Origin of the sequence: Methylobacterium sp. 1030 (assembly GCF_040544715.1) — a bacterium.
GTDB lineage: Bacteria > Pseudomonadota > Alphaproteobacteria > Rhizobiales > Beijerinckiaceae > Methylobacterium.
Genome location: NZ_JBEPKM010000001.1, coordinates 139,190 through 159,338, shown reverse-complemented (window position 1 = coordinate 159,338; position 20,149 = coordinate 139,190). Strand labels below are relative to the sequence as shown.

Here is a 20,149-nt window from a genome sequence, read left to right as displayed (position 1 = left end):
GGCGGCTCAGGCCGTCGCGTCCTGTCCCTCGGTGAATTCCCGCCAGAGGAGGACCAGGGCGGCCATCACGGCCGGCCCTAGGAACAGGCCGAGGAGCCCGAAGGTCTCGACGCCGCCGAGGATGCCGAGGAGCACCCACAGGAAGGGCAGCTTGGTCGTGCCGCCGATCAGCGCCGGGCGAATGAAGTGGTCGGCCACGAAAGTCACGACGAGGCCCGCCGCCGCCACCACGAGAGCCGCCGTCACCGACCCGGCCGCCACCAGGAGGAGCGCCGCGATCGCGATGGCCACGGCGGCGCCGAACGGGATCATCGCCGCCACCGCCGTGAAGGCGCCGAGCAGGACCGGGTGGGGCACGCCCGCGAAGTGGTAGACGATCCCGAGCACGAAGCCCTCGCCGAGGCCGACCAGCACCAGCCCGTCGACCGTGCCGTGCACGGAGGCCACCATCTGGCGGGCGACGCGCTCGCCGCGCGGCCCGAACAGCCGGTGGCAGGCGGTGAGCGACTGGTCCCGCACCGTCCGCCAGTCGCGGAACAGGAAGAACAGCGCCACGAGGCTGAAGCCGAACAGGACGATGCGGTGCAGCACCTCGCGGCCGACATTGCGGGAGGCCCCGAGCACCGAGTGGTTCTCGAACCGGCGCAGCAGGTCGGAGCCCGCCTGCGCGTGGCCGAGATTGTCGTTCCACCACGCGGTCGCCTGCGCGGCGCCGTAGGGCAGGTGCTGCAGGAATTCCGGCGCCGGCACCCCGTTCGCCTCGGCGTTCCGAACGAACTCGGCCACGTCGTGGGCCTCGCGGGCGGCCTGGATGCCGAGGATCGCGAGCGGCGCCAGGAAGACCAGCGCCACGGCCGCGGTCATCAGCGTGGGCAGGAGGATGTTGTGCTTGCCCGGCGGGAAACGGTGCTCGAGCCGCTGGTAGACAGGCCAGAGGGCGATCGCCAGGACCACCGCCCAGGCGAGCGCCGGCAGGAACTCGTGCAGGATCCAGAGGCCGAGCGCCGTCAGGGTCAGGACCAGCAGGACCCGGGCCGCTCCCTGGGAGCGCGCGCGCTCCTGCGGCGGCAGGGGCGGCGTCTCGACGCGCGCCGGCGGGGCGGCGGGCTTGGTGATCGGTGGCATCCGTCTGGTCTCCTGAGGACGCGCCTCGTCTCGCCGTCAAGCTAGGGCCGGCGCGGCCGGAGCGTACGCGCGTCCCCGCACCCGGCGGCGCACGCCTGTGGACAGGCGCTGAAACGCCGGGGAAGCGCCGCGGTTGCCGCTTCTGACACCCTCGTGTAGAGGTCGCCGCCATTCGACCGGGCCGCGTTCCAGGCCCCGTCCACGCGTCGGGCGGCCGCCCGGGCGGCGAGGGGGCTCCCGCACGACCGATCCGGAACTCGAACAGCCCGCGAGAAGACATGTCCGACGAGCCCGCCCACGGCAGCGCCACCTTCGAGCGCGTGGCCGACATCATTGCCGAGACCGCCGACATCCCGCGGGACAAGATCACGCCCGAGAGTCACGCCATCGACGACCTCGGCATCGACAGCCTCGCCTTCCTCGACATCGCCTTCGCGGTCGACAAGGCCTTCGGGATCAAGCTGCCACTCGAGCGGTGGACCCAGGAGGTCAACGAGGGCAAGGTCCCGGCCGAGGAGTACTTCGTCCTCAAGAACCTGTGCGCGCGCATCGACGGCCTCGTGGCCGAGAAGGCCGCCAAGGTCTGAACCGAGGCCGATCCGACCCGTCATGCGCCTCGAATACTTCGAGATGATCGACTCCGTGCGGCTCCTCGACAGGGCCGCCGGCCGCATCGAGGCGCTCGCCCGGGTGCCGATGGCGAGCCCGGTCTTCGAGGGCCACTTCCCCGGCCACCCCCTCGTGCCGGGTGTGCTCCTGACCGAGACGATGGCCCAGGCCTCCGGGTACCTCGTGCTCGCCCATCTCGACTTCGCCCGGATGCCGTTCCTCACCGGGGTCGACAAGGCGCGCTTCCGGTCCTTCGTCGGGCCCGGCGCGGACCTCCTCGTCACGGCCACCCTCGAGCACGACGGCTCGGGCTACGCGGTGACCAAGGCGGCGATCAGCCACGACGGCAAGGCGCTGTGCGACGCGGAACTCCGCTTCCGCACCATGCCGTTCCCGGACGGACTCGACGCGCCGATGCGCGAGCGCGCGCGGACCATCGGCCTGTTCCCCGATCCGGCTCCGGCCGAACGCGAGCCCTGAGCCAGCCATGAGCCAGCCATGAGCCGCCCCGTCGTCGTCACCGGCCTCGGCCTCGTCTCCTGCGCGGGCGAGGGCATTGACGCCCACCTGGCCGCCCTCGCCGATGAGGCGGCCCCGCGCACCGACAGCGAGACCTTCGCGCCCTATCCGGTCCATCCGGCCCCGGCGATCGTCTGGGACGGCCAGATCCCCAAGCGCAGCGACCAGCGCCAGATGGAGGCGTGGCAGCGGCTCGGCGTCTACGCCGCCGGCCTCGCCCTCGACGCGGCGTGCGTGAAGGACGACGCCGCCTTCAAGCAGGCGCTCCACCTCGTCGTGGCCGCGGGCGGCGGCGAGCGCGACTACGCGGCGGACGGAGCGATCCTGACCGGCCTGCGCGACGCCGCCGATCCGGGCGCCTACCTGAACGAGCGGCTCCAGAACGATCTCCGCCCGACCCTGTTCCTCGCCCAGCTCTCGAACCTGCTCGCCGGCAACATCGCCATCGTGCACGGGGTGACGGGCGCCTCGCGCACGTTCATGGGCGAGGAATCCGCCGGGGTCGACGCCCTGCGGATCGCCCAGGCACGGGTGGCGTCGGGCCAGATCGACGCGATCCTGGTCGGCGGCTCCTACAGCGCCGAGCGGCCGGACGTTCTGGTGATCCACGAGATGGGCGGCTACCTCGCCCGCGACGCCTACCGCCCGGTCTTCGCGCGGGGCGAGTCCGGTGGCGGGGCGGGCGGGTTCATCCTCGGGAGTTGCGCGGCCTTCCTGATGCTCGAATCCGCCGCCCACGCCGCGGCGCGCGGCGCCCGCGCCCTGGCCCGGCTGGAGCCGGTGGCGAGCGATCGGACCCGGCGCGCGCCGGGCAGTGTCGCCGGCAGCCTCGAGACGCTCTGGCGACAGGCCGGCCTCTCGGCTCCCGACACCGTCCTCTCCGGCGCTACCGGGGTGGCCCCGATCACCGCGGAGGAGCGGGACGCGCTGGCGCGGCTCGCACCGGGCGCGCGCCGGCGCGCCCTCGGGGACGTGATCGGGCACGGACTCGAAGTGGCGGCGCCGTTCGGGGCGGCCCTCGCCGCCGCCCTCGTCGCCGCCGGCGGTGCGCGCGAGGTCGCCGTGACGGCCGTCGGCCACCGGCGCGGCGAAGGGATCCTGCGCCTCGTCCCGGCCTGAGCGAACCCGCGTCACGGGGCCCATGTCGGCCGCGTCCGATCGTCCGGTCGGCAGCACAGCTTTCGCGCGGACGCGCCGTATTGAAATCCCTTATCCCGTTGTTCAAGCGACCGTTCCGGCGCCGCTCAACCGGAATTTCCGGAAAGAGTTTCCCGCATCGCTCCGGCGCTGGCCGAGGGAAATATTTCTCTGCGCTTGCCAAAGAACCGCCGGCGGTCTACTTCTACCCCATCGGCACGTGTCCGGATATCTTGGACCGTTACGCCTTCGCAGGGCGGTTCTGACTTTCCTATCGCTATCGGTCGATGCCGGCGCCCCCTCGTTCGGGCGGGTGCCATCTCTCACTATGCCTGCGAAGATCAAGGACTTCCATGAGCACCGGAACCGTCAAGTGGTTCAACGAGACCAAGGGCTACGGCTTCATCCAGCCGGATGACGGCGGCAAGGACGTGTTCGTCCACATCTCGGCCGTCGAGCGCGCCGGCCTGCGCGGCCTGAACGAGGGCCAGAAGGTCACGTACGAGCTGGAGACCGACCGTCGCAGCGGCAAGCAGTCCGCCGGTCAGCTCCAGACGGCCTGATCGTCGTCCTCAGCGTTTCTCCGGAAGCCGCTCCTCTGGGAGCGGCTTCTTCGTATCTGCCATCGTGTTTCTAACCCCCCCCCTCTGCGGGTGACGGCCTTCGCCGCATCCGATCCAGGAGTGTCTGTGAGCTTTTTGAACAAGCAGGGTGTCGCCGATCGCCTCGAGACTGCCGCCAAGGCGCGCTCCGAGATGCTGGCCCGGTTCCGGGCCCGCCCGTCCGCCGACGACCCGGCCGTCCTCGCCCGCCAATCCGCCCGCCGCGCTGTGGTCGATGCCCGCGAAGTCCGCGCTGCCGAGCGCGCCGCCCAGCGTCAGGCCGAGATCGAGCGCGCCGCCGCCCTCGCCGAGGCGGAACGCCTCGCCGAGATCGAGCGCAAGCACGCCGAGCAGCTGGCCGCCCAGGAGCGCGCCAAGGCCCTGCAGGCCGAGCAGAAGGCCCAGCGCGACGCGCGCTATCTCGCCCGCAAGGCGAAGGCTCAGAAGAAGCGCTGAGGCGCGTTCCGCAGCGATGCCCGTCCAGGAGCTCGGCATGTCCCACAAGTTCAAGGTCGGCGAGCGCGTCTGCCGGTCCCGCCTGGGCATCCCGGGCGAGACGGGCGAGGCCGAGGTGTTCGAGATCCTGCGGCTGATGCCGGCGGATCAGACCGGCGAGCCGAGCTATCGGATCCGGACGAAGACCGGCGAGCGGGCGATCCGCGAGGGTGATCTCGTCGCCGCCCCGCAGGCCTGATCCGGACGCCTCAGAGCGTCCGGAACATCACCAGCGCGTCGACCGGCCCGAGCGTCGGGTGCCGGAAGGCGCCCGGCAGCCGGCCGACCACGTCGAAGCCGAAGCTCTCCCAGAGCCGGACGGCCCGGGCGTTGGTGCTCACCACGAAGTTGAACTGCATCGCCGCGAAGCCCCGCGCCCGCGCCCGATCGAGGGCGTGCGCGCACATGGCCCGCGCGACCCCGCGGCCGAGGGTGGCCGCTCCCGTCATGAAGCCGCAATTGGCGACATGGGCGCCCCCGCCAGCCTGGTTCGCGCGCAGGTAGTACGTGCCGAGCACCGTCCCTGCCTGCTCGGCCACGAAGGTCTCGCGGTCGGGGCCGGTCCAGTACGCGAGGGCCTCGGCCTCGCCGAGGTCGCGGTCCAGCGCGTAGGTCTCACCGGCCCGGATGGTCGGCACGATGATGCCGGTGATGGCCGCGTGGTCGGCCGCCTGCGCGGCCCGGATATGCAGACTCACCCGAATTGCTCCCGCAGGATGCGCTCGTCGAGGCTGTGGCCGGGATCGTGCAGCAGCACGAGCTCGGTGGCGCGGTCGAGGGACGTCTCCACCGTGCAGACCCGGCGGAACTCCGTGTGGTCGGCCACCGCCGCGACCGGGCGGTGCGGGGCGTCGAGGACGTCGATCCGGATCCGGGCGTAGTCCGGCAGAAGTGCGCCGCGCCAGCGCCGGGGGCGGAAGGCCGAGATCGGTGTCAGCGCCAGAAGCTTGGCGTCGAGCGGTAGGATCGGTCCCCCGACCGACAGGTTGTAGGCCGTGGAGCCCGCCGCGGTGGCGACGAGCACGCCGTCGGCGATCAGCAGGTCGAGCCGGACATTGCCGTCGACGGCGATCTTCAGCTTGGCGGTCTGGTGGGTCTGGCGCAGCAGGTAGACCTCGTTGATCGCCCGCGCCCGGTGGGATCGGCCCTCCGTGTCGAGCACGTCCATCACGAGCGGGTGGATGACGCTGCGCTGGGCGTTCTCCAGATGCTCCAGGAGGTCGTCGTCGCGGAACTCGTTCATCAGGAAGCCGACCGTGCCGCGGTTCATCCCGTAGATCGGCTTCGGGTGGTCCATGAAGCGGTGCAGCACCTGGAGCATCAGGCCGTCACCGCCCAGGGCCACGACGACGTCGGCCTCCTCGGGCGGGACGTGGTCGTAGCGCCGCATCAGGGCGGCCGCGGCCTCGCGGGCGTAGCCGGTCGGGCTCGCCACGAAGGCGATCTTCTGGAAACGCGGCATGGATCAGGCGCAGCCGCGCAGGCGCGTCGGGATCGCCTCAGGGTTCACGTCACGGCTCCAGTCTGACGAGCGAACCGCCCGGTTGACGTCCTTGCCCGGCATGCGCCTCACTCCGCGAGCACACGCGCAATTGGAGGCATAGCATGGAGCGTCCGCTCCTCGTCTACACCACCTTTCCCGACCTCGCCTCGGCGCTGAACATCGGCGAGGCGCTGGTCCGCGAGCGACTCATCGCCTGCATCAACGTGCTGCCGGGCATGCAGTCCGTCTACAGCTGGAAGGGTGCGGTGGAGCGCGGTGCCGAGGTCGCAGCCATCCTCAAGAGCCGCGAAGGTCTGGCCGACGCGCTGGCGGTCGCGCTGAAGGCCCGCCACCCCTACGACACGCCGATCATCCTGCATCTGCCGGTCGCCGGGGCGGACGCCGACACGGCCGCCTGGATCCTGGCGGAGACGCAGCCCGGTGAGCCGTTCGAGAACGGGACCCAGGCGGACTGATCCGGCAGACTGCGCCGCGCTGCTTCCCACCCTGACCCTTCCGGCCGGTTCCGGCAGTGTGCCGGACAGGGTCCAGACGGCTGTGGACAAGCGCGCTTTGCCGTCGGTGCGGGCGCCACAATGGCTCGTCAGACACTGGTGCCATTGGCGTAGTCGTGGAGTCGAATTAAAAAGACATAAATATACGAATCTATACGAAAGATATCCGATGTTGAATTATGGAACGAGAATTTATACTGAGCGATTGGAGTAGAAGATTGAATTCATCTGGTGTGCTTGGCTAGAAAACCTCCGTGCGTACACCGCACGCGATGCGACGCGGAGGAAAATCATGGGACGTTTCAGGAATGCAGGACGGTTGGGGTTGGTCCTGCTCGCCGCAGTCGCGGGCGCCGTGCATGCGCAAGCGGCCGGGGCGCCGAAGAGCGAGCCGCTGATGACCGTCGCGCCGGCGCCGTCCGGTCCCGCCGGCCTCGCATCGGCCGATCCGCCCGCCTTGCGGTACGGTGTCCTCTATGCCGACGACAAGGGCCACAGCCATGTCCAGTATTGCGACCTGAAGAACTTCATCTTCAAGAGCTACGCGCCTCCGGCAGCGCCGCAATATGTCGGCTTCCCGCCGGGTGAGGTGACGTCGATCAAGTACGCGGTCCTGCCGGTCGGCTATGTCGGTACGTGGCACACGGCGCCGGGTCTCCAATGGGTGATCACCCTGTCGGGCCGCTGGTCCGTGGAGGCTACGGACGGGTCGGTGCTGGAGCAGGGCCCCGGCGAGGTGGAATTCAACGCCGATATGGGATCGACACCGCAGGGGCCTGAGGGCCATGTCGGACACCTGACCCGGCAGGTCGGCGACGTGCCGAACGTGCAACTCATCGTCTCGCTGAAGCCGCAGGTCGGAAAGGCCCGCTCCACCGATCCGTGCCAGCCGTCCCAGCCGTGAAGCACGGCGCGGGCCGGCGACGCTCGTTCCGCCGGCCCGTGCGGGTCAGCCGCCGCTCACCGGATAGCTGCGGCCCTTCCAGGTCGCTGCGCCGGCCCGTTCACGGCGCAGGAGCACGTTCCACTGAATCGCCAGGGCCACCGCGACCGCCGCGGGATGGAGCGGGATCGTCGCCCACGGGGCCCGGACCGCGACGGTGACGGCCGTTCGGGTCGCCAGGGACAGGCCGAGTGCCAGGGCGGCCGGGGTCAGGGCGGAGGCCGGCAGCAGCCCGAGCAGACCGGCCAGGACGAGGAGCGGCGGCAGAATCTGACCGCAGCCGAGGAGCAAGGTCCAGATCGGAAGGGCGCGGGGCGTGGCCATGCCCTCGTGGGCGTTCTTGGAGAAGCCGGCCCAGGCCTGGGCGAAGCCGTCGTACATCCGGCAGGTGGCCAGCGCGGCGGCGGCCACGAGATCCGTCCGGTAGCCCGCGGCCCGGAACAAGCGGGGCAGGCGGACTCCGTCGTGCAGGGAGGTGCGGATCGCGCCGTGGCCACCGGTGGCCGCGTAGGCCCCCCGATCCATCAGGATCAGTTGACCGCAGGCCGCGCCGAGCGACGGGTCGGACAGGCGGCGCATCAGCGGCACGGGCAGGAAGCCGAGGAGCAGGAAGTCGATCATCGGCACCGTCAGCATCTCGCCGACCGTGTCGGTCCGCTGCCGGGGCACACCGCTGACGAGGGCCGCGCCGGTGCGGCGAGCCTGCGCCGCGAGGGCGGCGGCTGCCCCGGCCTCGAGGCGCACATCGGCGTCGATGAACAGCAGGTGGTCGCCGTGGGCGAGCCCGGCCATGTGGCTGCAGGCGTGGTTCTTGCCCGTCCATCCGTCGGGCAGGGCCGGCACCGGGACGAGACGCAGGCGCGGGTCGCCGACGGCGCGCACGATCTCGGCGGTCGCGTCGGTGGAATGGTCGTCGCCGACGATCACCTCCACCGGGACCGCGGCGCTGGCGAGCGCCGCCCGCACGGTGGCGTCGATGTTGCCGGCCTCATTGCGCGCCGGGATCAGGATCGAGACGAGACCGGCCCCAGTCTCCACCACGGGCCGGCGCAGGACCGCGAGATTCACCGCCGCCAGGATGGCCGGCAGGAGGGCGGTGGCGAGGCAGAGGTACGCCAGGGCCGTGAGGATCGAGTCGGTCATCGTCTGCGCCGGCAGGGGGGCGCGCCACGATAGGGGATCGGGCGGGATCTGGCGCGCGCGGGCGGTCTCATCCGGCGCGATCCTGACCGCCCGCGGCGCGGTGCGCCGGATCGAACCGGCGGCCGGAGAGGCGGGCCGACAGGCGCCGCCACAGGTCGTAGAGGCCGCCGACGCCCTTCCGGCCGGAAAGCAGGGTGCGGAAGCGTCCGGGCTCCCGGCTGATCACGTCGGCGCTCAGGCGGTCGAGGGTTCGGGTCAGTTCGGATTCCAGGCGCGCGAGGCGCTGATCGCGCGGGAGCGCGGCGAGTTCGGATCCGGCGATCCCCGGCCCGAAGGCCGCGAAGGCTCCCGCGCCGCGCTCGTCCCAGAAGGTGTACTCGACGGCGAGCGGGACGAAGAGCGCGTCGGGGGCGATCTCGGCGAGCCGCGCGACGCCGGGACGCAGGGCCAGCGGCCGCGCGCGGGCGTCGGCGAAGCGGCCCTGCGCGGTGATCCAGAGCATGCCGTCGCGGGCTCCGAGGATCGACCGAGCGGCTGCCAGGAACTGCGCCGCCCCGCGCGGGCTGTCGAGGTCGACGCCGAAGGCCCCGATCCGCTCGAAGATGCGGTAGCGCGCCAGCATCGCGGCGTCGAACGGCGCGCGGCTCGCCCGCTCCGGATAGAGCCGGCCGCCCAGCACGATGATCAGCGCGGCGTCCCACCAAGCCGGATGGTTGCAGTAGACCACGATCGCGCCGGGATGGTTCGCGTCAGGTGGCGTGCTCCAGAGGGGCAGCCGCAGGGCGTCGAGGTGGCGGTGCAGGTATCGCTCGAACCACGCCACCATAAAGGCGCGGATCCGGGGCGAGACCGAGGGCAGGGGGGCGCCGTGCGCGCCTCTCGCGCCCCCCGCACCGGGGGGCGGAGATGGCGGCGTCGCGGTCACGCCGAGGCGCGCAGGGCGCCGCGCGCGTCCTGGTCATGCGCGTCGGCGGCGATCCAGCCCGACATCATCACCATCGGCATGCCGGGCCCCGGATGGGCGGCGCCGCCCGCGAGGTAGAGGCCGCGCACCTGCCGCGACCGGTTGCCGGGCTTGAACGCCCCCATCACGCGCCCGTGGGAGGCTAGGCCGTAGATCGCGCCGTTCAGGACCTTGTAGCGCTCGTGGATGTCCTGCGGCGTGAGGTGGCGCTCGACGACGATACGCTCTTCGAGGTCCGGCATGCCGGCGGTGCGCTTGAGCTTGTCGAGGATCGTGCGGCGGTAGTTCTGGAACAGCGGCCCGTCCGGACGCCAGTCGTGGTGCGGCCGCAGATACGGCGTGTGCACGAGGACGTAGAGCGCCTCGCCGCCCTCGGGCGCCACGCTCGGATCGGTGGAGGAGGGAGCTGCCAGATAGGCGGTGGGGTCCGGGGCAGGCTCGCCCTTGTTGTAGATGTAGTCGAACTCCTCCTCCGGGTCGCGGGAGAAGACGAAGTCGTGGTGGTTGAGGTGCTCGTAGCGCTTGTTCAGGCCGAGATAGAGCACCACGCCCGAGCAGGCCGGTTCGGGGTTCTTCTTGGCGTAGGCCTTGGCGGCCTCGCCGCCCACGAGCTCGCGGTAGGTGCGGACCGAGTCCATGTTGGAGATCACGGCGTCGTAGGGCGTGACCCCCGCGGCCGTCCGCACGCCCCGGACCGCGCCGTTGGCGGTCTCGATCCCGGTCACCTCGGTGTCGGTCTTGCACGTGGCGCCGAGTTCCTGGGCAAGCTTCGCCAGCCCCTCGGCGACGGCGCGGGTGCCGCCCATCGGGTACCAGACGCCGTCGGCCGTCTGCATGTGGGCGATGGCGCAGAGCACCGCCGGCGCGCCGTAGGGCGAGGAGCCGACATACTGCACGAAGTGGTCGAGCATCTGCGCGAGCCGCGCGTCCTTGACCTTGCCGCGGATCGTCGAGGCCACCGAGGCGTGCATGCGGAGTGACAGTACGTCGCGCAGCGTGCCCGGGTTCATGTTGGCGCGGATGTTGATCGTGTCGAACAGGTCCTCGACCGGCTTCCAGAAGAAGAATTTCTCGGACACGCCGTGAAGATGCTCGGAGATGGTGATGAACTTCTTGTAGCCCTCGCCGGTGCCGGGGGCGAAGCGCTCCATGTCGCCGGCCATCCGCTCGACGTCCTGCATCAGGTCGATATGCGTGCCGTCGTCGAAGAAGCAGCGCCACTGCGGGTCCAGGCGGCGCAGGTCCATGTAGTCGTGGACCGAGCGGCCGGACTCCGCGAAGATCCGCTCCAGCACCCGGGGCACGGTCAGGATCGTCGGCCCCATGTCGAAGCGGAAGCCGCCCTCGTGGAGCACCGCCGCCTTTCCGCCGAGCCAGCCGTTCTTGTCGTAGACCGTCACGCGGTGGCCCCGCGCGGCGGCGACGCACGCGGCGGCGAGTCCGCCGAGCCCGCTGCCGATGACGGCGACCGTGGAATCCTGGCTCATCCTGCTGGCTGGCTCCCCGGGCCGAGGAAGGCGTGGCCCGCAGAGCGAAGCTAGACCTGGGGCCGGGCGGGTCAACGCGCCACCCGGTCGCGGTCGCCTAGTGGCGGCGCTCGCCTGTGGACAGGCGCGCCAGGAAGTTCCCGATCTCCCGCCGGCGGAGCCCGGCCTCCAGCACTTCGGGCCCGACGCCGTGACGCCAGGCCAGGCGGCGCGCGGTCTCCGGGTCGTGGCCCTGGAGCGTCGCGACTTCGTCGGCATAGGCGGCCACGGCCCGCGAGTTCTCGGCGAGTCCCGCCTCGACAATGGCGGTGTCGCAGAGGCGCAGCATCGCGGCCAGCTCGTCGAGGTCGAGCTCGGGATGATACTGCGTTCCCCAGAACCAGCCGCGATCCCGGCGGATCTCGAGGGCCTGGATGCCGAGAACGCGGTTGCCGGCGAGTACGCGGGCGCCCAGGGGCGGCTCTAGGACGGCGTCGGAGTGGATCGCCGGGGCATCCCAGGTCGCCGGACGGCCGGCCAGCAGAGCGTGAGTCCGGCCCTCCTCGGTCGGGGTGATCGCCCGGGCGAAGCCGTATTCCGGCCCGCGGGGATTCTCGGCGGCGCGCCCGCCCGCCACCGTGGCGGCGACCTGCACTCCCCAGCACGAGCCGAAGACCGCGCGCCCGGCCTCGAAGGCCGCGCGCATCAGGTCGAGCTGCCGGTTCACGGCCGGCGTGCCCTCCGAGACCTTGAGGGTCGAGCCGGTGAAGATCAGGCCATCGAACTCCGCGAGACCCGCCGGCAGGGCCGCGTCGGCGTCGGCGGCGTTGACGTGCCGGCAGACGGAGCCCGGCGCGAGGTCCCGCACCACCGCCGCGTAGGACTCGGCCGAGGTTCGTCCGGTGGCCGCGACGTGGCGGTCGCGGGCAGCGCGATCGTTGCCGTCGGCGATGAGCAGGCGGAGCATGCGGGATACCGGGGAGCGCGGCCGTAGCGGAGGCGCCTCTATGTCGGTGCACACCGCGTCGCAGGAACGGCGCGGATCGTCGCGGGAGGCGGCCGCTGAAATCTGGCCCGACTCCTCCAAACGGGTGATGCGCCCCGCGAGGCCGGGTTTACCCCTGCCGTCTCGGACTCCGAGGAACGATCAGCGCGGAGGACAGGATGCCAGATCTCGCCGAGGTGGAGCTCTACTGCGCGGAAGCCCGGGATATCCTCGCTCACGCGGAGAACATCGTTGCCGACCTGGACCGGAGAGGTGCCTGCGAGGGGCACTGCCTGATGGCGAACCAGGGCCTCGCGGCGCTGCGGAACCTCGACCGCATCATCGAGCGGCACCGCAGGCGGCTGGCGTTCCTGGCCCTGCCCAACGCGGTCGGCCCGTCCCCACCTCCGTCCCCTCCGCGGAAGCGGAACTGGCTGCTCTTCCTCCGGCGGCGCGGCGGGTACGCGGGCCATGGCATCGAGGCGCATTCCTAAGGCTTCCCCGGAGGATCGGGCGAGCCACGCGAGGCGCGCAGATCCCCGCCTGCCGGTGACGCGGCGGTGCGACGGCCTGTCGAGAACCCTGCTGGTCGGGATCGTGCTGCTCGTCCTGGGGTTGGCCATCCCGGCCACCGCCCGGCGAGCACCCCCGCCGTTGCACCAGGCGGCCGAGATCGAGGCCCTGGTCAACAGGGCGGCCGACATGCTGGAGGCCGAGGGCGCGCGAGCGTTCGACGCGTTCCGGCGCAAGGGGAGCACCTGGCGATACGGGGACGTCTACCTGTTCGTCGTCGACCTGCGGGGGATCGTCCTCTTCAACGCCGCCCATCCGAATCGCGAGGGCCACGACCTGCTCCACGAGCGCGACGCCGACGGGAAGCAGTTCCACCACGATTTCATCGACGCCGTCACGCGGTTCGGGGCCGGATGGGTCGACTACATGTTCCCGAAGCCCGGCCAGTCGGCGCCGAGCGTGAAATGGAGCTACGTCTGCGCGACGCGCGTGGCCGGCGTGGAGGCGCTGGTCGGTGCCGGCGTCTACGTGGAGTAGCGCCGTCCGGGTCGGGACGCCGGGACCTAGGCCGTCCGCCGCGCCGCCAACGCGAGGGCGAACGCGAGACCGGCCAGGGTCAGCGCCGCCAGGACGCCCAGGGCCGGGGCCGCGGCGGAGAAGCCCTCGCCCAGGGCGCTCTGGTAGGCCTCGATCGCCCAGGCGTTCGGGGTGAGCCATCCGGCCTGCTGCAGCCAGGGCGGCATCAGGAACCGCGGGACCATCGAGCCTCCGACCGCCGAGAGCAGCAGCACCCCGAAGGTCGAGGCGAGATGCGCCTGCTGGCGCGAGGCCGCGAGCGCGCAGGCCGCGAGCGCCAGACCGGCCGCCATCGCGGAGACCAGCAGGCAGGCGGCCAGGAAGGCCGGCCAGTGCGGACCGATCTCGACGCCGTAGAGAAGCGCAGCGGCCAGGAAGATCAGTCCGGCCTGGACGAGCCCCTGCAGCGTCAGGAAGGCGAACTTTCCGAGCACCACGACGGGCAATCCACCCGGCCCGGCCATCAGCCGCTCGGTGAGGCCCGTCTCGCGCTCCTCGACCAGGGACATGGCGCCCTGCATGGCGGCGAAGAGCAGGAACACCGCGGTGATCGCGCCGGCGTAGTAGCTCACCCGGGCATTGGCGGTCCCGGACGCGGTGCTGCGGCGCTCCACCAGGGAGGCGAAGCTGAACGGTTCCTTCTTGGCACGCTGCTCGGCGAAGGCCTCGTCGAGGAACCGGCGCTCGTCTGGACCGATCTTGCCCGTGCGCTCGACGTCGGCGACGACCCGCGACAGGACCACGTCGGGCAGCGCCTCGTTCAGGACCCGCTGGAGCTGGCCGAGGGCGATCGGTGTCGCCAGCGCCTTGGCGGGGTTCTCGACCAGCACCACCGGCTGGTCCGCGGAACCGGGCGCGGCCTCAGCAGGGGCGGCGATCAGGTCTCCACGCAGGACCAGCGCCACGTCGACCTCGCCGGCCCGCACCGCCTGCGCCACGGCGTCGATGTCGGGCGCGGGCAGCCGCGTCACCCGGAGCGAGGGATCGGCCGCGAGCGCGTCGGCGAGGCGCTGTGTTGCCGCGGTGTGGACGAGGTCGGCCAAGCCGAGATGGATGCGGATCCGGTCGCCGATCGCACCGGAGAAGATCGCCGCGAAGATCGAGAAGATCACGGTCGGCAGCACGAAAGCCATCACCAGCGCGGCCCGGTCGCGCAGGAGGGTCAGGAGCATCACCCGGAAGGCGGCAGCGATCATCCGGCGGCCCCGACCCGGAGCGGGGTGGCTTCGGGATCCGTCAGTTCCCGCGGGCGGAGGGCGTCGAGATAGAGCGTCTCCAGCCGCGGCGCCCGCACCCGGATCTCGGCCACCGGCACGTTCTGGGCGCGCAGGGCGCCGAGCAGCGCCGCGCCGTCGAGGCCGGCCCGTTCGACCGACCGCCAGACGAGGCCGCCAGCCTCGGCGGGCACGAAGCCGGCCCGGCGCAGCACGCCCTCGGCCTGTCCCGTCACCGGGCCGGTGAGGCTCAGCTCCCGCTCGGGCGCGCCCGTGCGCAACTGCGCGAGCAGGTCGGCGAGACGGCCGGCACGCACGACCCGGCCCTGGGCCAGGAACGCGACCCGGGAGGCGAGGCGTTCCGCCTCGGCGAAATCGTGGGTGGCAATCAGGATCGCGGTGCCGGCGGCCTTCAGGCGATCGAGCACCGCGTGGATCGCGGCCCGCGCGGCGAGGTCGACGCCGCTGGTCGGCTCGTCGAGGAGCACCAGCCGGGGCCGGTTCATCAGGCTCGCGGCGATGTTCACCCGGCGCCGGTACCCGCCCGACAGGACGCCGACCGGGCGCCGAGCCACGTCGCCGATGTCGGCCATGGCCAGGGCGGCCTCCACGGCCGCCTTCCGGTCGCGGCGGGAAACCCCCGCCAGCTGCCCGAACACGCCGAGATTCTCCGATACGGTCAGCCGCGGATAGAGGGCGATCTCCTGCGGCACCCATCCGATGGCGCGGCGGGCCTGTCCCGCGCGGTACGGGTCCGCTCCGGCCACGCGCACCGAGCCCGCACTGGGCGCGAGCCGCCCCGCCACGAGGCGCATCAGCGAGGACTTACCGGCCCCGTTCGGTCCAAGCAGCGCCAAGGTGTCGCCAGTGCCGAGGTCGAGATCGACCTGATCCAGCACCCGTCGGCCGCGGAGGTCGAGGCCGACGCCCGCGAGCCGGACGAGGGGGGCGTCCATCGGTTCACCGACCCGGCAGGGCACGGCCGAGGCGCACCCGTACGGCGGCGCCGGGCTCCCGGAGGGCGAAGGCCGCCTCGGCGAAGTCGGGTCGCGCTCGCCGCCCGACGGCCCCCGAGAAGCCGTAGGGCTCGAGCGGCAGGCCGAGGCCGGTGCGGTCGAGGCGCCCGTTGCCGTTGGCGTCCTGGTAGGCTGCCACCGCGTAGGTTCCCGGCGGGACATCCCGGAAGGTGAACCGCGCCCGGTCAGTGGTGGCCGGCGCGTCGTCCCCCCTGAGACACGACGTCTCCGAGAGACCGCCCTGACAGAGCGCGACGCGCACCTGGCCGCCCCCGGGCTCGATGCCGTCGACCTCGACCTGGACGGCGGCGGCCCATGCCGGCACGGCCGCGGCGCAGAACCAGGCCGCCACGGCAACCGTCACGCGTCCTCTCGGCCTCCGGAGAAGGCTCCGGTCGGTCGCCGCGCTCACGAGGCCTCGCTGGAGGTGGCCAGCGGGGCGGTGTCGGGGATGCCGGCCGCGGCGGCGGCGCGGGCACCGGCAAGCTCCTCGATCAGCAGCCGGGCCGATATGCGGGCTCCTTCGTAGATCACCGGCAGGCCCGAGCCCGGATGGGTGCCGCCACCGACGATGTAGAGCCCCGGTCCGAAACGATTGTGCGGCCGGAAATACAGCATCTGCATCAGGTCGTGGGCGAGGTTGAAGGTGGCGCCCTCGTGGACGGCGAAATCCTCCTCCCACTGGGTCGGGTCGATGATCCGCTCGTAGCGGATGCGGGACTCGAGATCGTCGATTCCGAGGAGCTTCAGCCGTTCCAGGACCAGGGCGCGGTAGGTCTCCCGCATCGCCGCCCAGTCGATCCCCGCCTTCAGGTTGGGCACCGGCACCAGCACGTAGAGGGCTGTGTGTCCGGGCGGCGCCATGCCGCCATCCGTGTAGCCCGCGTGCTGCACGTACAGGGACGGCTGCATCGGCAGCGTGCCCTCCGTGATCTCGCGGATGTTCTTCTCGTAGCCGTCGGCCAAGAGGATCGTGTGATGCCCGAGGCTGTCGGGCATTTTCCCCTCGAGGCCGAGATATAGCATGAAGGTCGAGCAGGAGAGCCGAGCCTTCCGGATCTTGGCGTCGCGCCAGCGCGGCCGGTGCCGCTCCGGGACGAGGGCGCGCACGACCTTCGCGAAGTCACCGTTGATCAGCACCGCGTCGGCGTTGAAAGTCTCGCCGTCCGCCACCAATCCAGTGGCGCGCTTGCCGTCGAACAGCACCTCCTCGACGTTGCTGTTGAGCCGGAGGTCCACGCCCATGCGGCCGGCCAAGCCCGCCATCGCCTCGGAGACGGCGCCGCAGCCGCCCACCGGGTGATAGACCCCGTGCTCGTATTCGAGGAACGACAGGATGGTGAACAGGCTCGGGCACCGGAACGGCGACATGCCGAGGTACTTGGTCTGAAACGAGAAGGCGAGGCGCACCCGCGGGTCGGCGAAGTGGCGCTTGAGGTCTCGGTCCACGCTCCGGCCCGGATGCAGGTAGGGCAGGGCGGCCAGCATGGCCGGGCTCGCCATGCTGCGCAGGGTGTGGAAGGCCTGTTCCAGGACCGGCTTGAAGTAGTTCAGCTTGGTCCGGTTCTCGGAGAAGAAGGCCTTGACGTTCTTGGCGTCGTCCGGCGCGAGGCGGGCGACCTCGCGCTCCAGGCGCTCGACGTCGCCGGTCGCGCGGATCGTTCCCGAGATCCCCTCCGCGCCCTCGAACACGAGGTGGTACTGCGGGTCGAGCCGCTCGAGCTTGACGTGGTCTTCCAGCCGTTCGCCGCAGCTCGCGAAAATATCCGCAAGAATCTGTGGATAGAGGAAGAACGTCGGGCCGATATCGAACCGGTAACCGCCGGGAGCCTCGACGGTCTTCGTCCGACCCCCGACCTGCGGGTCCTTCTCGAAGATGGTGACGTGGATCCCGGCCCGCGCGAGCAGTAGGGCGGCGGCCAGTCCGCCCGGTCCGGCCCCGACCACGGCCACCCGGCGTCCGGTCAGCGCCCGCAACCCATCCCCAGACTGAAGCAACGTCCCCGACTCCTCACAGAATCCCGATACCCCGTCCAGCCAAGCTAGCTTCGCATCATCGCGCGGCAATTGCAGCCGTTTGTCGCGCGCACAACGCTGTATACGATCATACGGTGGATACACATCCGCAAGGTTTCTCGACGCGAGCCGCGTCGCGGACCGCCCGTGGCCTCACCGGCGGCCTCGCCAGCGCCGGATCGCGTGTCGGGCCGTCCTCGGTGGAGCGGGCGCGTCAGCGCTGGCCCAGACGCTCGTACCAGGCGTGGGCCTGGGCGGGCGTCCGCTCGAACGTCCGGGTGCCGTGGGGCCTCCGCGTCTGGCGCCATTCCCGCGGCGTCACCCCGAATCGAGCGCGGAAGGCGCGGCTCAGGTGGGCGGGATCCTTGAAGCCGTGCTCGCTCGCCAGGCGCACGAGCGCCCGCGTCTCGAGCGGATCCTCCAGGGCGATCCGGATCGCCTCCAACCGCTTCTCCCAGACGCGGTGCATGACGCCGCCGACGTTCTGGAAGGCGCGGTACAGCACGGTCCGCGAGACGCCCACCCCGTCGGCGAGGCGGTCCGGCGATAGGTCGGGCGAGGCCAGGTGGAGATCCATCAGGCGCTCGACGAGGGCGACGAAGCCGGCATCCAATTCCGGGCCCTGCAGCACGTCCGAGGCCGCGGACGGATCAAACAGGCGGCGGACGAAACCGGTCAACTCACCCGCGATCGCCGGCTCGTCGTCGGCGGTGGCCGTCGGCAGCCGGCGGTACAGGGCGTGCAGCCGGGCGACGAGCAGACGGTTCCGCTCCCTGTCGAGGAAGATCGGGATCCGCTCGACCGCGCAGTCGGCTAGCAGGCGTCGCGGGATGGTCAGCCCGATCGCGCTGGAGCTCACCCCGCGGGCATCGAGTTCCCGGCCCATATTGGCGGCCATAATCCGGTTGCGCTGCTGCACCACCGGGCTGCCCGCGACGTCCCCGGACAGGCCACCCGACACCTAGAGCATGAACGTGAAGTGATCCGGCGTCGCCGCGGCGTGGCGGCGATCGCGGACCATGTGCTGGGCCGAGAAGACCATCCGGCTGGCGAGGATGTCCCCCAGGACCGTGCAGGACGGGTTCCCGCGCGGCACCGGAGCCCCTTTGATCTGCTCGATCCGAACGATGGGTGCCATCAGATCGCGCCAGGCGGCGAAGGCCTGCGCGGGTTCGAGGGGATCGGTGTTGAAGTGAAGCGTCGGGAGACTCGACATGCGATCCGGCGCGGCGTCGTGACGGTCTTGAGATCTCAGCTTGCGCACACCCGCGCGCGGCGTCGAGATGTCCATGTGTTGCAGGCGGACGATTGTGTGCCGGCCCTATTTGGCGGCGTCCGCGCGGAGAATACTGAGTTCAGGAAACGGCCGGCCTGGGCGAAGGGAGCTGTCGTCGCGGCGCGTTCACGTCCTGCCGAGGCGCCCCTGGCCGTGCGCGATGGTGTAGAGGGCGACGCCCGCCGCGGTGGCGACGTTGAGCGAGTCGAAGCCGGCGGCCATCGGGATCCGGATCGGACGCGACCGGGCCAGCGTCGCCGCATCGAGGCCGGGTCCCTCGGTGCCGAGGATCAGGAGCGCGCGCGCCGGGACGTCGAGCGTGTCCAGAGTTTCGGTCGCCCCCGGGCTGAAGGCCAGCGGCTGGAGATCGAGGGTTTCGGCGAGCCGCAGCCAGTCCTGCCCTTCCGGCAGCCGCGCGAAAGGCTGGATCAGGGCGGCCCCTGCGGAGACGCGGATGCTCTTGCGGTAGAGCGGGTCGCAGCTCGCCCGGTCGAGGAGCACGGCGTCGGCCCCGAAGGCCGCCGCGTTGCGGAAGGCGGCGCCGACATTGTCGTGATTGGTCAGGCCCGCGAGGCCGACCACGAGGGCGGGGGCGGGCGGCGGCGGTACGAGGTCGGCCGCGCCGGGCTCCGGCCCGCGCAGGCCGACCGCGAGGACCCCGCGGTGGATCGGGAAGCCCGTCACGGCGCTCATCACCGCCTTCGAGGCGCCGAACACGGGCGGCGGCTCCGCGGCGGCGGCGACGTCGGCGGCGAGTCCGGGCCAGCGCTCAGGCGCGAGGAGGATCGATTCGGCGCGGAAGCGGCTGCGGCGCCCGAGGAGCAGCCGCAGGGTCACCTCGCCCTCGACGATGAAGCGCCCGGCGCGGCCCACGAGGTCGCGCTCGCGCATCCGGGTGTAGGGCTCGAGGCGGGGATCGTCCGGGTCGGCGAGGAGCTCCGGGACCGGAGTCACCTCAGCCCTGGGACCGGTCGGAGCGGTTCGCCAGCGGGTCGGCCTCGGCCTTGGTCGGCACCTTCACCAGGGCCTCGCCGTCGAGGACTGTCTCACCGCCCACCGAGCACTTGCAGGCGAGGCGCGCGCGCCGCCGCTCAGGCATGAGTTCGGCCACCGTCACGGTGACGTCGACGACGTCGCCGATCCGCACCGGGGCGCGGAAGTTCAGGGTCTGGGAGATGTAGACGGCGCCGGGCCCCGGCAGGCGGGTGCCGAGCACCGCCGAGATCAGCCCGGCCGTGTAGAGGCCGTGGGCGATGCGTGTGCCGAACGGCGTGCGCGCGGCGAAGTGCTCGGACAGGTGGATCGGGTTGCGGTCGCCGGTGATCTCGGCGAAGCCCACCACGTCCGAGGAGGCGATGGTCTTCGAGAGGGTCTCCGACAGGCCGACCTCGAGATCCTCGAAATAGAGCACGCGCAGTTCGGGCAGCATGACGCGGCAGACCTCCGGTTCCGGCCGGTCATTCGTCTCGTGCAGCCGGCTCCGGCAACGGCGTCGCACGATCCCGGCGGCGAATCCACCCGGACAAAGGCGTAACGGCGTCGAACTTTCTTG

25 protein-coding genes are annotated in these 20,149 nt (G+C 71.6%); 10 read left to right on the top strand and 15 right to left on the bottom strand.

Annotated elements, in window-relative coordinates; genetic code table 11:
* Window positions 1–6: 6 nt before the first annotated feature.
* Window positions 7–1,125, bottom strand: coding sequence for an AI-2E family transporter (locus ABIC30_RS00700; RefSeq protein WP_020090873.1), 1,119 nt, complete (start codon window positions 1,123–1,125; stop codon window positions 7–9).
* 278 nt (window positions 1,126–1,403) lie between these two features.
* Here ABIC30_RS00700 and ABIC30_RS00695 point away from each other — a divergent pair, with 278 nt between their 5' ends.
* The 6 genes from ABIC30_RS00695 (at window position 1,404) to ABIC30_RS00670 (ending at window position 4,686) form a co-directional block, all read left to right on the top strand.
* Entirely contained in the window at window positions 1,404–1,712 is a 309-nt protein-coding gene (locus tag ABIC30_RS00695; protein WP_010683687.1) for an acyl carrier protein, read from the top strand.
* Between the two features lie 22 nt (window positions 1,713–1,734).
* On the top strand, window positions 1,735–2,214 hold the full coding sequence (locus ABIC30_RS00690; RefSeq protein WP_056527639.1) for a 3-hydroxyacyl-ACP dehydratase FabZ family protein: 480 nt from the start codon (window positions 1,735–1,737) through the stop codon (window positions 2,212–2,214).
* Between the two features lie 18 nt (window positions 2,215–2,232).
* Window positions 2,233–3,372: a beta-ketoacyl-ACP synthase gene (locus ABIC30_RS00685; RefSeq protein ID WP_354453633.1), complete on the top strand. Its 1,140-nt coding sequence runs from the start codon at window positions 2,233–2,235 to the stop codon at window positions 3,370–3,372.
* Window positions 3,373–3,743: 371 nt separating this feature from the next.
* Entirely contained in the window at window positions 3,744–3,953 is a 210-nt protein-coding gene (locus tag ABIC30_RS00680) for a cold-shock protein (RefSeq protein ID WP_020090869.1), read from the top strand.
* A gap of 126 nt (window positions 3,954–4,079) precedes the next feature.
* A complete protein-coding gene (locus tag ABIC30_RS00675; RefSeq protein WP_026604575.1) occupies window positions 4,080–4,448 on the top strand; it encodes a DUF6481 family protein in 369 nt (122 codons plus the stop codon).
* A 37-nt stretch (window positions 4,449–4,485) separates the two neighbouring features.
* Window positions 4,486–4,686, top strand: a complete 201-nt coding sequence (locus ABIC30_RS00670) for a hypothetical protein (protein WP_026604574.1) — start codon at window positions 4,486–4,488, stop codon at window positions 4,684–4,686.
* A 10-nt stretch (window positions 4,687–4,696) separates the two neighbouring features.
* Here the strand turns inward: ABIC30_RS00670 and ABIC30_RS00665 are convergent, their stop codons facing one another.
* On the bottom strand, window positions 4,697–5,179 hold the full coding sequence (locus ABIC30_RS00665) for a GNAT family N-acetyltransferase (RefSeq protein WP_419149863.1): 483 nt from the start codon (window positions 5,177–5,179) through the stop codon (window positions 4,697–4,699).
* Between the two features lie 2 nt (window positions 5,180–5,181).
* Window positions 5,182–5,949 (bottom strand): NAD kinase, encoded by a 768-nt coding sequence (locus tag ABIC30_RS00660; protein WP_020090865.1) that lies wholly within the window; start codon window positions 5,947–5,949, stop codon window positions 5,182–5,184.
* Window positions 5,950–6,092: 143 nt separating this feature from the next.
* Between ABIC30_RS00660 and cutA the strand changes: the two genes are divergently transcribed.
* The gene (gene cutA / locus ABIC30_RS00655; protein WP_091926487.1) at window positions 6,093–6,446 is read left to right on the top strand and encodes a divalent-cation tolerance protein CutA; all 354 of its coding nucleotides are present in this window, start codon (window positions 6,093–6,095) and stop codon (window positions 6,444–6,446) included.
* 364 nt (window positions 6,447–6,810) lie between these two features.
* Window positions 6,811–7,389, top strand: coding sequence for a cupin domain-containing protein (locus tag ABIC30_RS00650; RefSeq protein ID WP_234081948.1), 579 nt, complete (start codon window positions 6,811–6,813; stop codon window positions 7,387–7,389).
* Between the two features lie 45 nt (window positions 7,390–7,434).
* Here ABIC30_RS00650 and ABIC30_RS00645 read toward each other — a convergent pair whose 3' ends face one another.
* The 4 genes from ABIC30_RS00645 to ABIC30_RS00630 all read right to left on the bottom strand — a co-directional run bounded on the left by ABIC30_RS00645 (window position 7,435) and on the right by ABIC30_RS00630 (window position 11,968).
* Window positions 7,435–8,571: a glycosyltransferase family 2 protein gene (locus ABIC30_RS00645; RefSeq protein ID WP_234081949.1), complete on the bottom strand. Its 1,137-nt coding sequence runs from the start codon at window positions 8,569–8,571 to the stop codon at window positions 7,435–7,437.
* A 67-nt stretch (window positions 8,572–8,638) separates the two neighbouring features.
* On the bottom strand, window positions 8,639–9,397 hold the full coding sequence (locus tag ABIC30_RS00640) for a lysophospholipid acyltransferase family protein (protein ID WP_234081950.1): 759 nt from the start codon (window positions 9,395–9,397) through the stop codon (window positions 8,639–8,641).
* Window positions 9,398–9,492: 95 nt separating this feature from the next.
* Window positions 9,493–11,022 carry a phytoene desaturase family protein gene (locus ABIC30_RS00635; RefSeq protein WP_020090860.1) on the bottom strand — a complete coding sequence of 510 codons (1,530 nt, stop codon included), beginning with the start codon at window positions 11,020–11,022 and terminating at the stop codon, window positions 9,493–9,495.
* Between the two features lie 97 nt (window positions 11,023–11,119).
* Window positions 11,120–11,968: a type 1 glutamine amidotransferase gene (locus ABIC30_RS00630; protein ID WP_020090859.1), complete on the bottom strand. Its 849-nt coding sequence runs from the start codon at window positions 11,966–11,968 to the stop codon at window positions 11,120–11,122.
* Between the two features lie 197 nt (window positions 11,969–12,165).
* Here ABIC30_RS00630 and ABIC30_RS00625 point away from each other — a divergent pair, with 197 nt between their 5' ends.
* Both ABIC30_RS00625 and ABIC30_RS00620 read left to right on the top strand, forming a co-directional pair.
* Entirely contained in the window at window positions 12,166–12,480 is a 315-nt protein-coding gene (locus ABIC30_RS00625; protein ID WP_020090858.1) for a hypothetical protein, read from the top strand.
* A 55-nt stretch (window positions 12,481–12,535) separates the two neighbouring features.
* Entirely contained in the window at window positions 12,536–13,036 is a 501-nt protein-coding gene (locus tag ABIC30_RS00620) for a cache domain-containing protein (RefSeq protein WP_020090857.1), read from the top strand.
* 26 nt (window positions 13,037–13,062) lie between these two features.
* Here ABIC30_RS00620 and ABIC30_RS00615 read toward each other — a convergent pair whose 3' ends face one another.
* The 8 genes from ABIC30_RS00615 to croR form a co-directional block, all read right to left on the bottom strand.
* Complete coding sequence (locus ABIC30_RS00615; RefSeq protein ID WP_042674036.1) at window positions 13,063–14,271, bottom strand: ABC transporter permease; 1,209 nt, start codon at window positions 14,269–14,271, stop codon at window positions 13,063–13,065.
* Entirely contained in the window at window positions 14,268–15,245 is a 978-nt protein-coding gene (locus tag ABIC30_RS00610; protein WP_020090855.1) for an ABC transporter ATP-binding protein, read from the bottom strand. The genes ABIC30_RS00615 and ABIC30_RS00610 overlap by 4 nt, the downstream gene beginning before the upstream one ends.
* Window positions 15,246–15,249: 4 nt before the next feature.
* Complete coding sequence (locus ABIC30_RS00605) at window positions 15,250–15,669, bottom strand: DUF2141 domain-containing protein (RefSeq protein WP_020090854.1); 420 nt, start codon at window positions 15,667–15,669, stop codon at window positions 15,250–15,252.
* A 44-nt stretch (window positions 15,670–15,713) separates the two neighbouring features.
* Window positions 15,714–17,303, bottom strand: a complete 1,590-nt coding sequence (crtI, locus tag ABIC30_RS00600) for a phytoene desaturase family protein (protein ID WP_026604568.1) — start codon at window positions 17,301–17,303, stop codon at window positions 15,714–15,716.
* A gap of 232 nt (window positions 17,304–17,535) precedes the next feature.
* On the bottom strand, window positions 17,536–18,282 hold the full coding sequence (locus ABIC30_RS00595; RefSeq protein ID WP_354453626.1) for a helix-turn-helix domain-containing protein: 747 nt from the start codon (window positions 18,280–18,282) through the stop codon (window positions 17,536–17,538).
* Window positions 18,283–18,537 (bottom strand): hypothetical protein, encoded by a 255-nt coding sequence (locus tag ABIC30_RS00590; protein ID WP_354453624.1) that lies wholly within the window; start codon window positions 18,535–18,537, stop codon window positions 18,283–18,285.
* Window positions 18,538–18,723: 186 nt separating this feature from the next.
* Complete coding sequence (locus tag ABIC30_RS00585) at window positions 18,724–19,551, bottom strand: TrmH family RNA methyltransferase (RefSeq protein ID WP_020090851.1); 828 nt, start codon at window positions 19,549–19,551, stop codon at window positions 18,724–18,726.
* 1 nt (window position 19,552) lies between these two features.
* The gene (gene croR, locus ABIC30_RS00580; RefSeq protein ID WP_020090850.1) at window positions 19,553–20,026 is read right to left on the bottom strand and encodes a 3-hydroxybutyryl-CoA dehydratase; all 474 of its coding nucleotides are present in this window, start codon (window positions 20,024–20,026) and stop codon (window positions 19,553–19,555) included.
* Window positions 20,027–20,149: the final 123 nt, after the last annotated feature.

Coding starts and splice junctions, on each gene's coding strand:
- ABIC30_RS00700 (WP_020090873.1), bottom strand. CDS start 1,125: ATGCCACCGATCACCAAGCCCGCCGCCCCGCCGGCGCGCGTCGAGACG.
- ABIC30_RS00695 (WP_010683687.1), top strand. CDS start 1,404: ATGTCCGACGAGCCCGCCCACGGCAGCGCCACCTTCGAGCGCGTGGCC.
- ABIC30_RS00690 (WP_056527639.1), top strand. CDS start 1,735: ATGCGCCTCGAATACTTCGAGATGATCGACTCCGTGCGGCTCCTCGAC.
- ABIC30_RS00685 (WP_354453633.1), top strand. CDS start 2,233: ATGAGCCGCCCCGTCGTCGTCACCGGCCTCGGCCTCGTCTCCTGCGCG.
- ABIC30_RS00680 (WP_020090869.1), top strand. CDS start 3,744: ATGAGCACCGGAACCGTCAAGTGGTTCAACGAGACCAAGGGCTACGGC.
- ABIC30_RS00670 (WP_026604574.1), top strand. CDS start 4,486: ATGTCCCACAAGTTCAAGGTCGGCGAGCGCGTCTGCCGGTCCCGCCTG.
- ABIC30_RS00660 (WP_020090865.1), bottom strand. CDS start 5,949: ATGCCGCGTTTCCAGAAGATCGCCTTCGTGGCGAGCCCGACCGGCTAC.
- cutA (WP_091926487.1), top strand. CDS start 6,093: ATGGAGCGTCCGCTCCTCGTCTACACCACCTTTCCCGACCTCGCCTCG.
- ABIC30_RS00645 (WP_234081949.1), bottom strand. CDS start 8,571: ATGACCGACTCGATCCTCACGGCCCTGGCGTACCTCTGCCTCGCCACC.
- ABIC30_RS00640 (WP_234081950.1), bottom strand. CDS start 9,397: ATGGTGGCGTGGTTCGAGCGATACCTGCACCGCCACCTCGACGCCCTG.
- ABIC30_RS00635 (WP_020090860.1), bottom strand. CDS start 11,022: ATGAGCCAGGATTCCACGGTCGCCGTCATCGGCAGCGGGCTCGGCGGA.
- ABIC30_RS00630 (WP_020090859.1), bottom strand. CDS start 11,968: ATGCTCCGCCTGCTCATCGCCGACGGCAACGATCGCGCTGCCCGCGAC.
- ABIC30_RS00625 (WP_020090858.1), top strand. CDS start 12,166: ATGCCAGATCTCGCCGAGGTGGAGCTCTACTGCGCGGAAGCCCGGGAT.
- ABIC30_RS00615 (WP_042674036.1), bottom strand. CDS start 14,271: ATGATCGCTGCCGCCTTCCGGGTGATGCTCCTGACCCTCCTGCGCGAC.
- ABIC30_RS00610 (WP_020090855.1), bottom strand. CDS start 15,245: ATGGACGCCCCCCTCGTCCGGCTCGCGGGCGTCGGCCTCGACCTCCGC.
- ABIC30_RS00590 (WP_354453624.1), bottom strand. CDS start 18,537: ATGTCGAGTCTCCCGACGCTTCACTTCAACACCGATCCCCTCGAACCC.
- croR (WP_020090850.1), bottom strand. CDS start 20,026: ATGCTGCCCGAACTGCGCGTGCTCTATTTCGAGGATCTCGAGGTCGGC.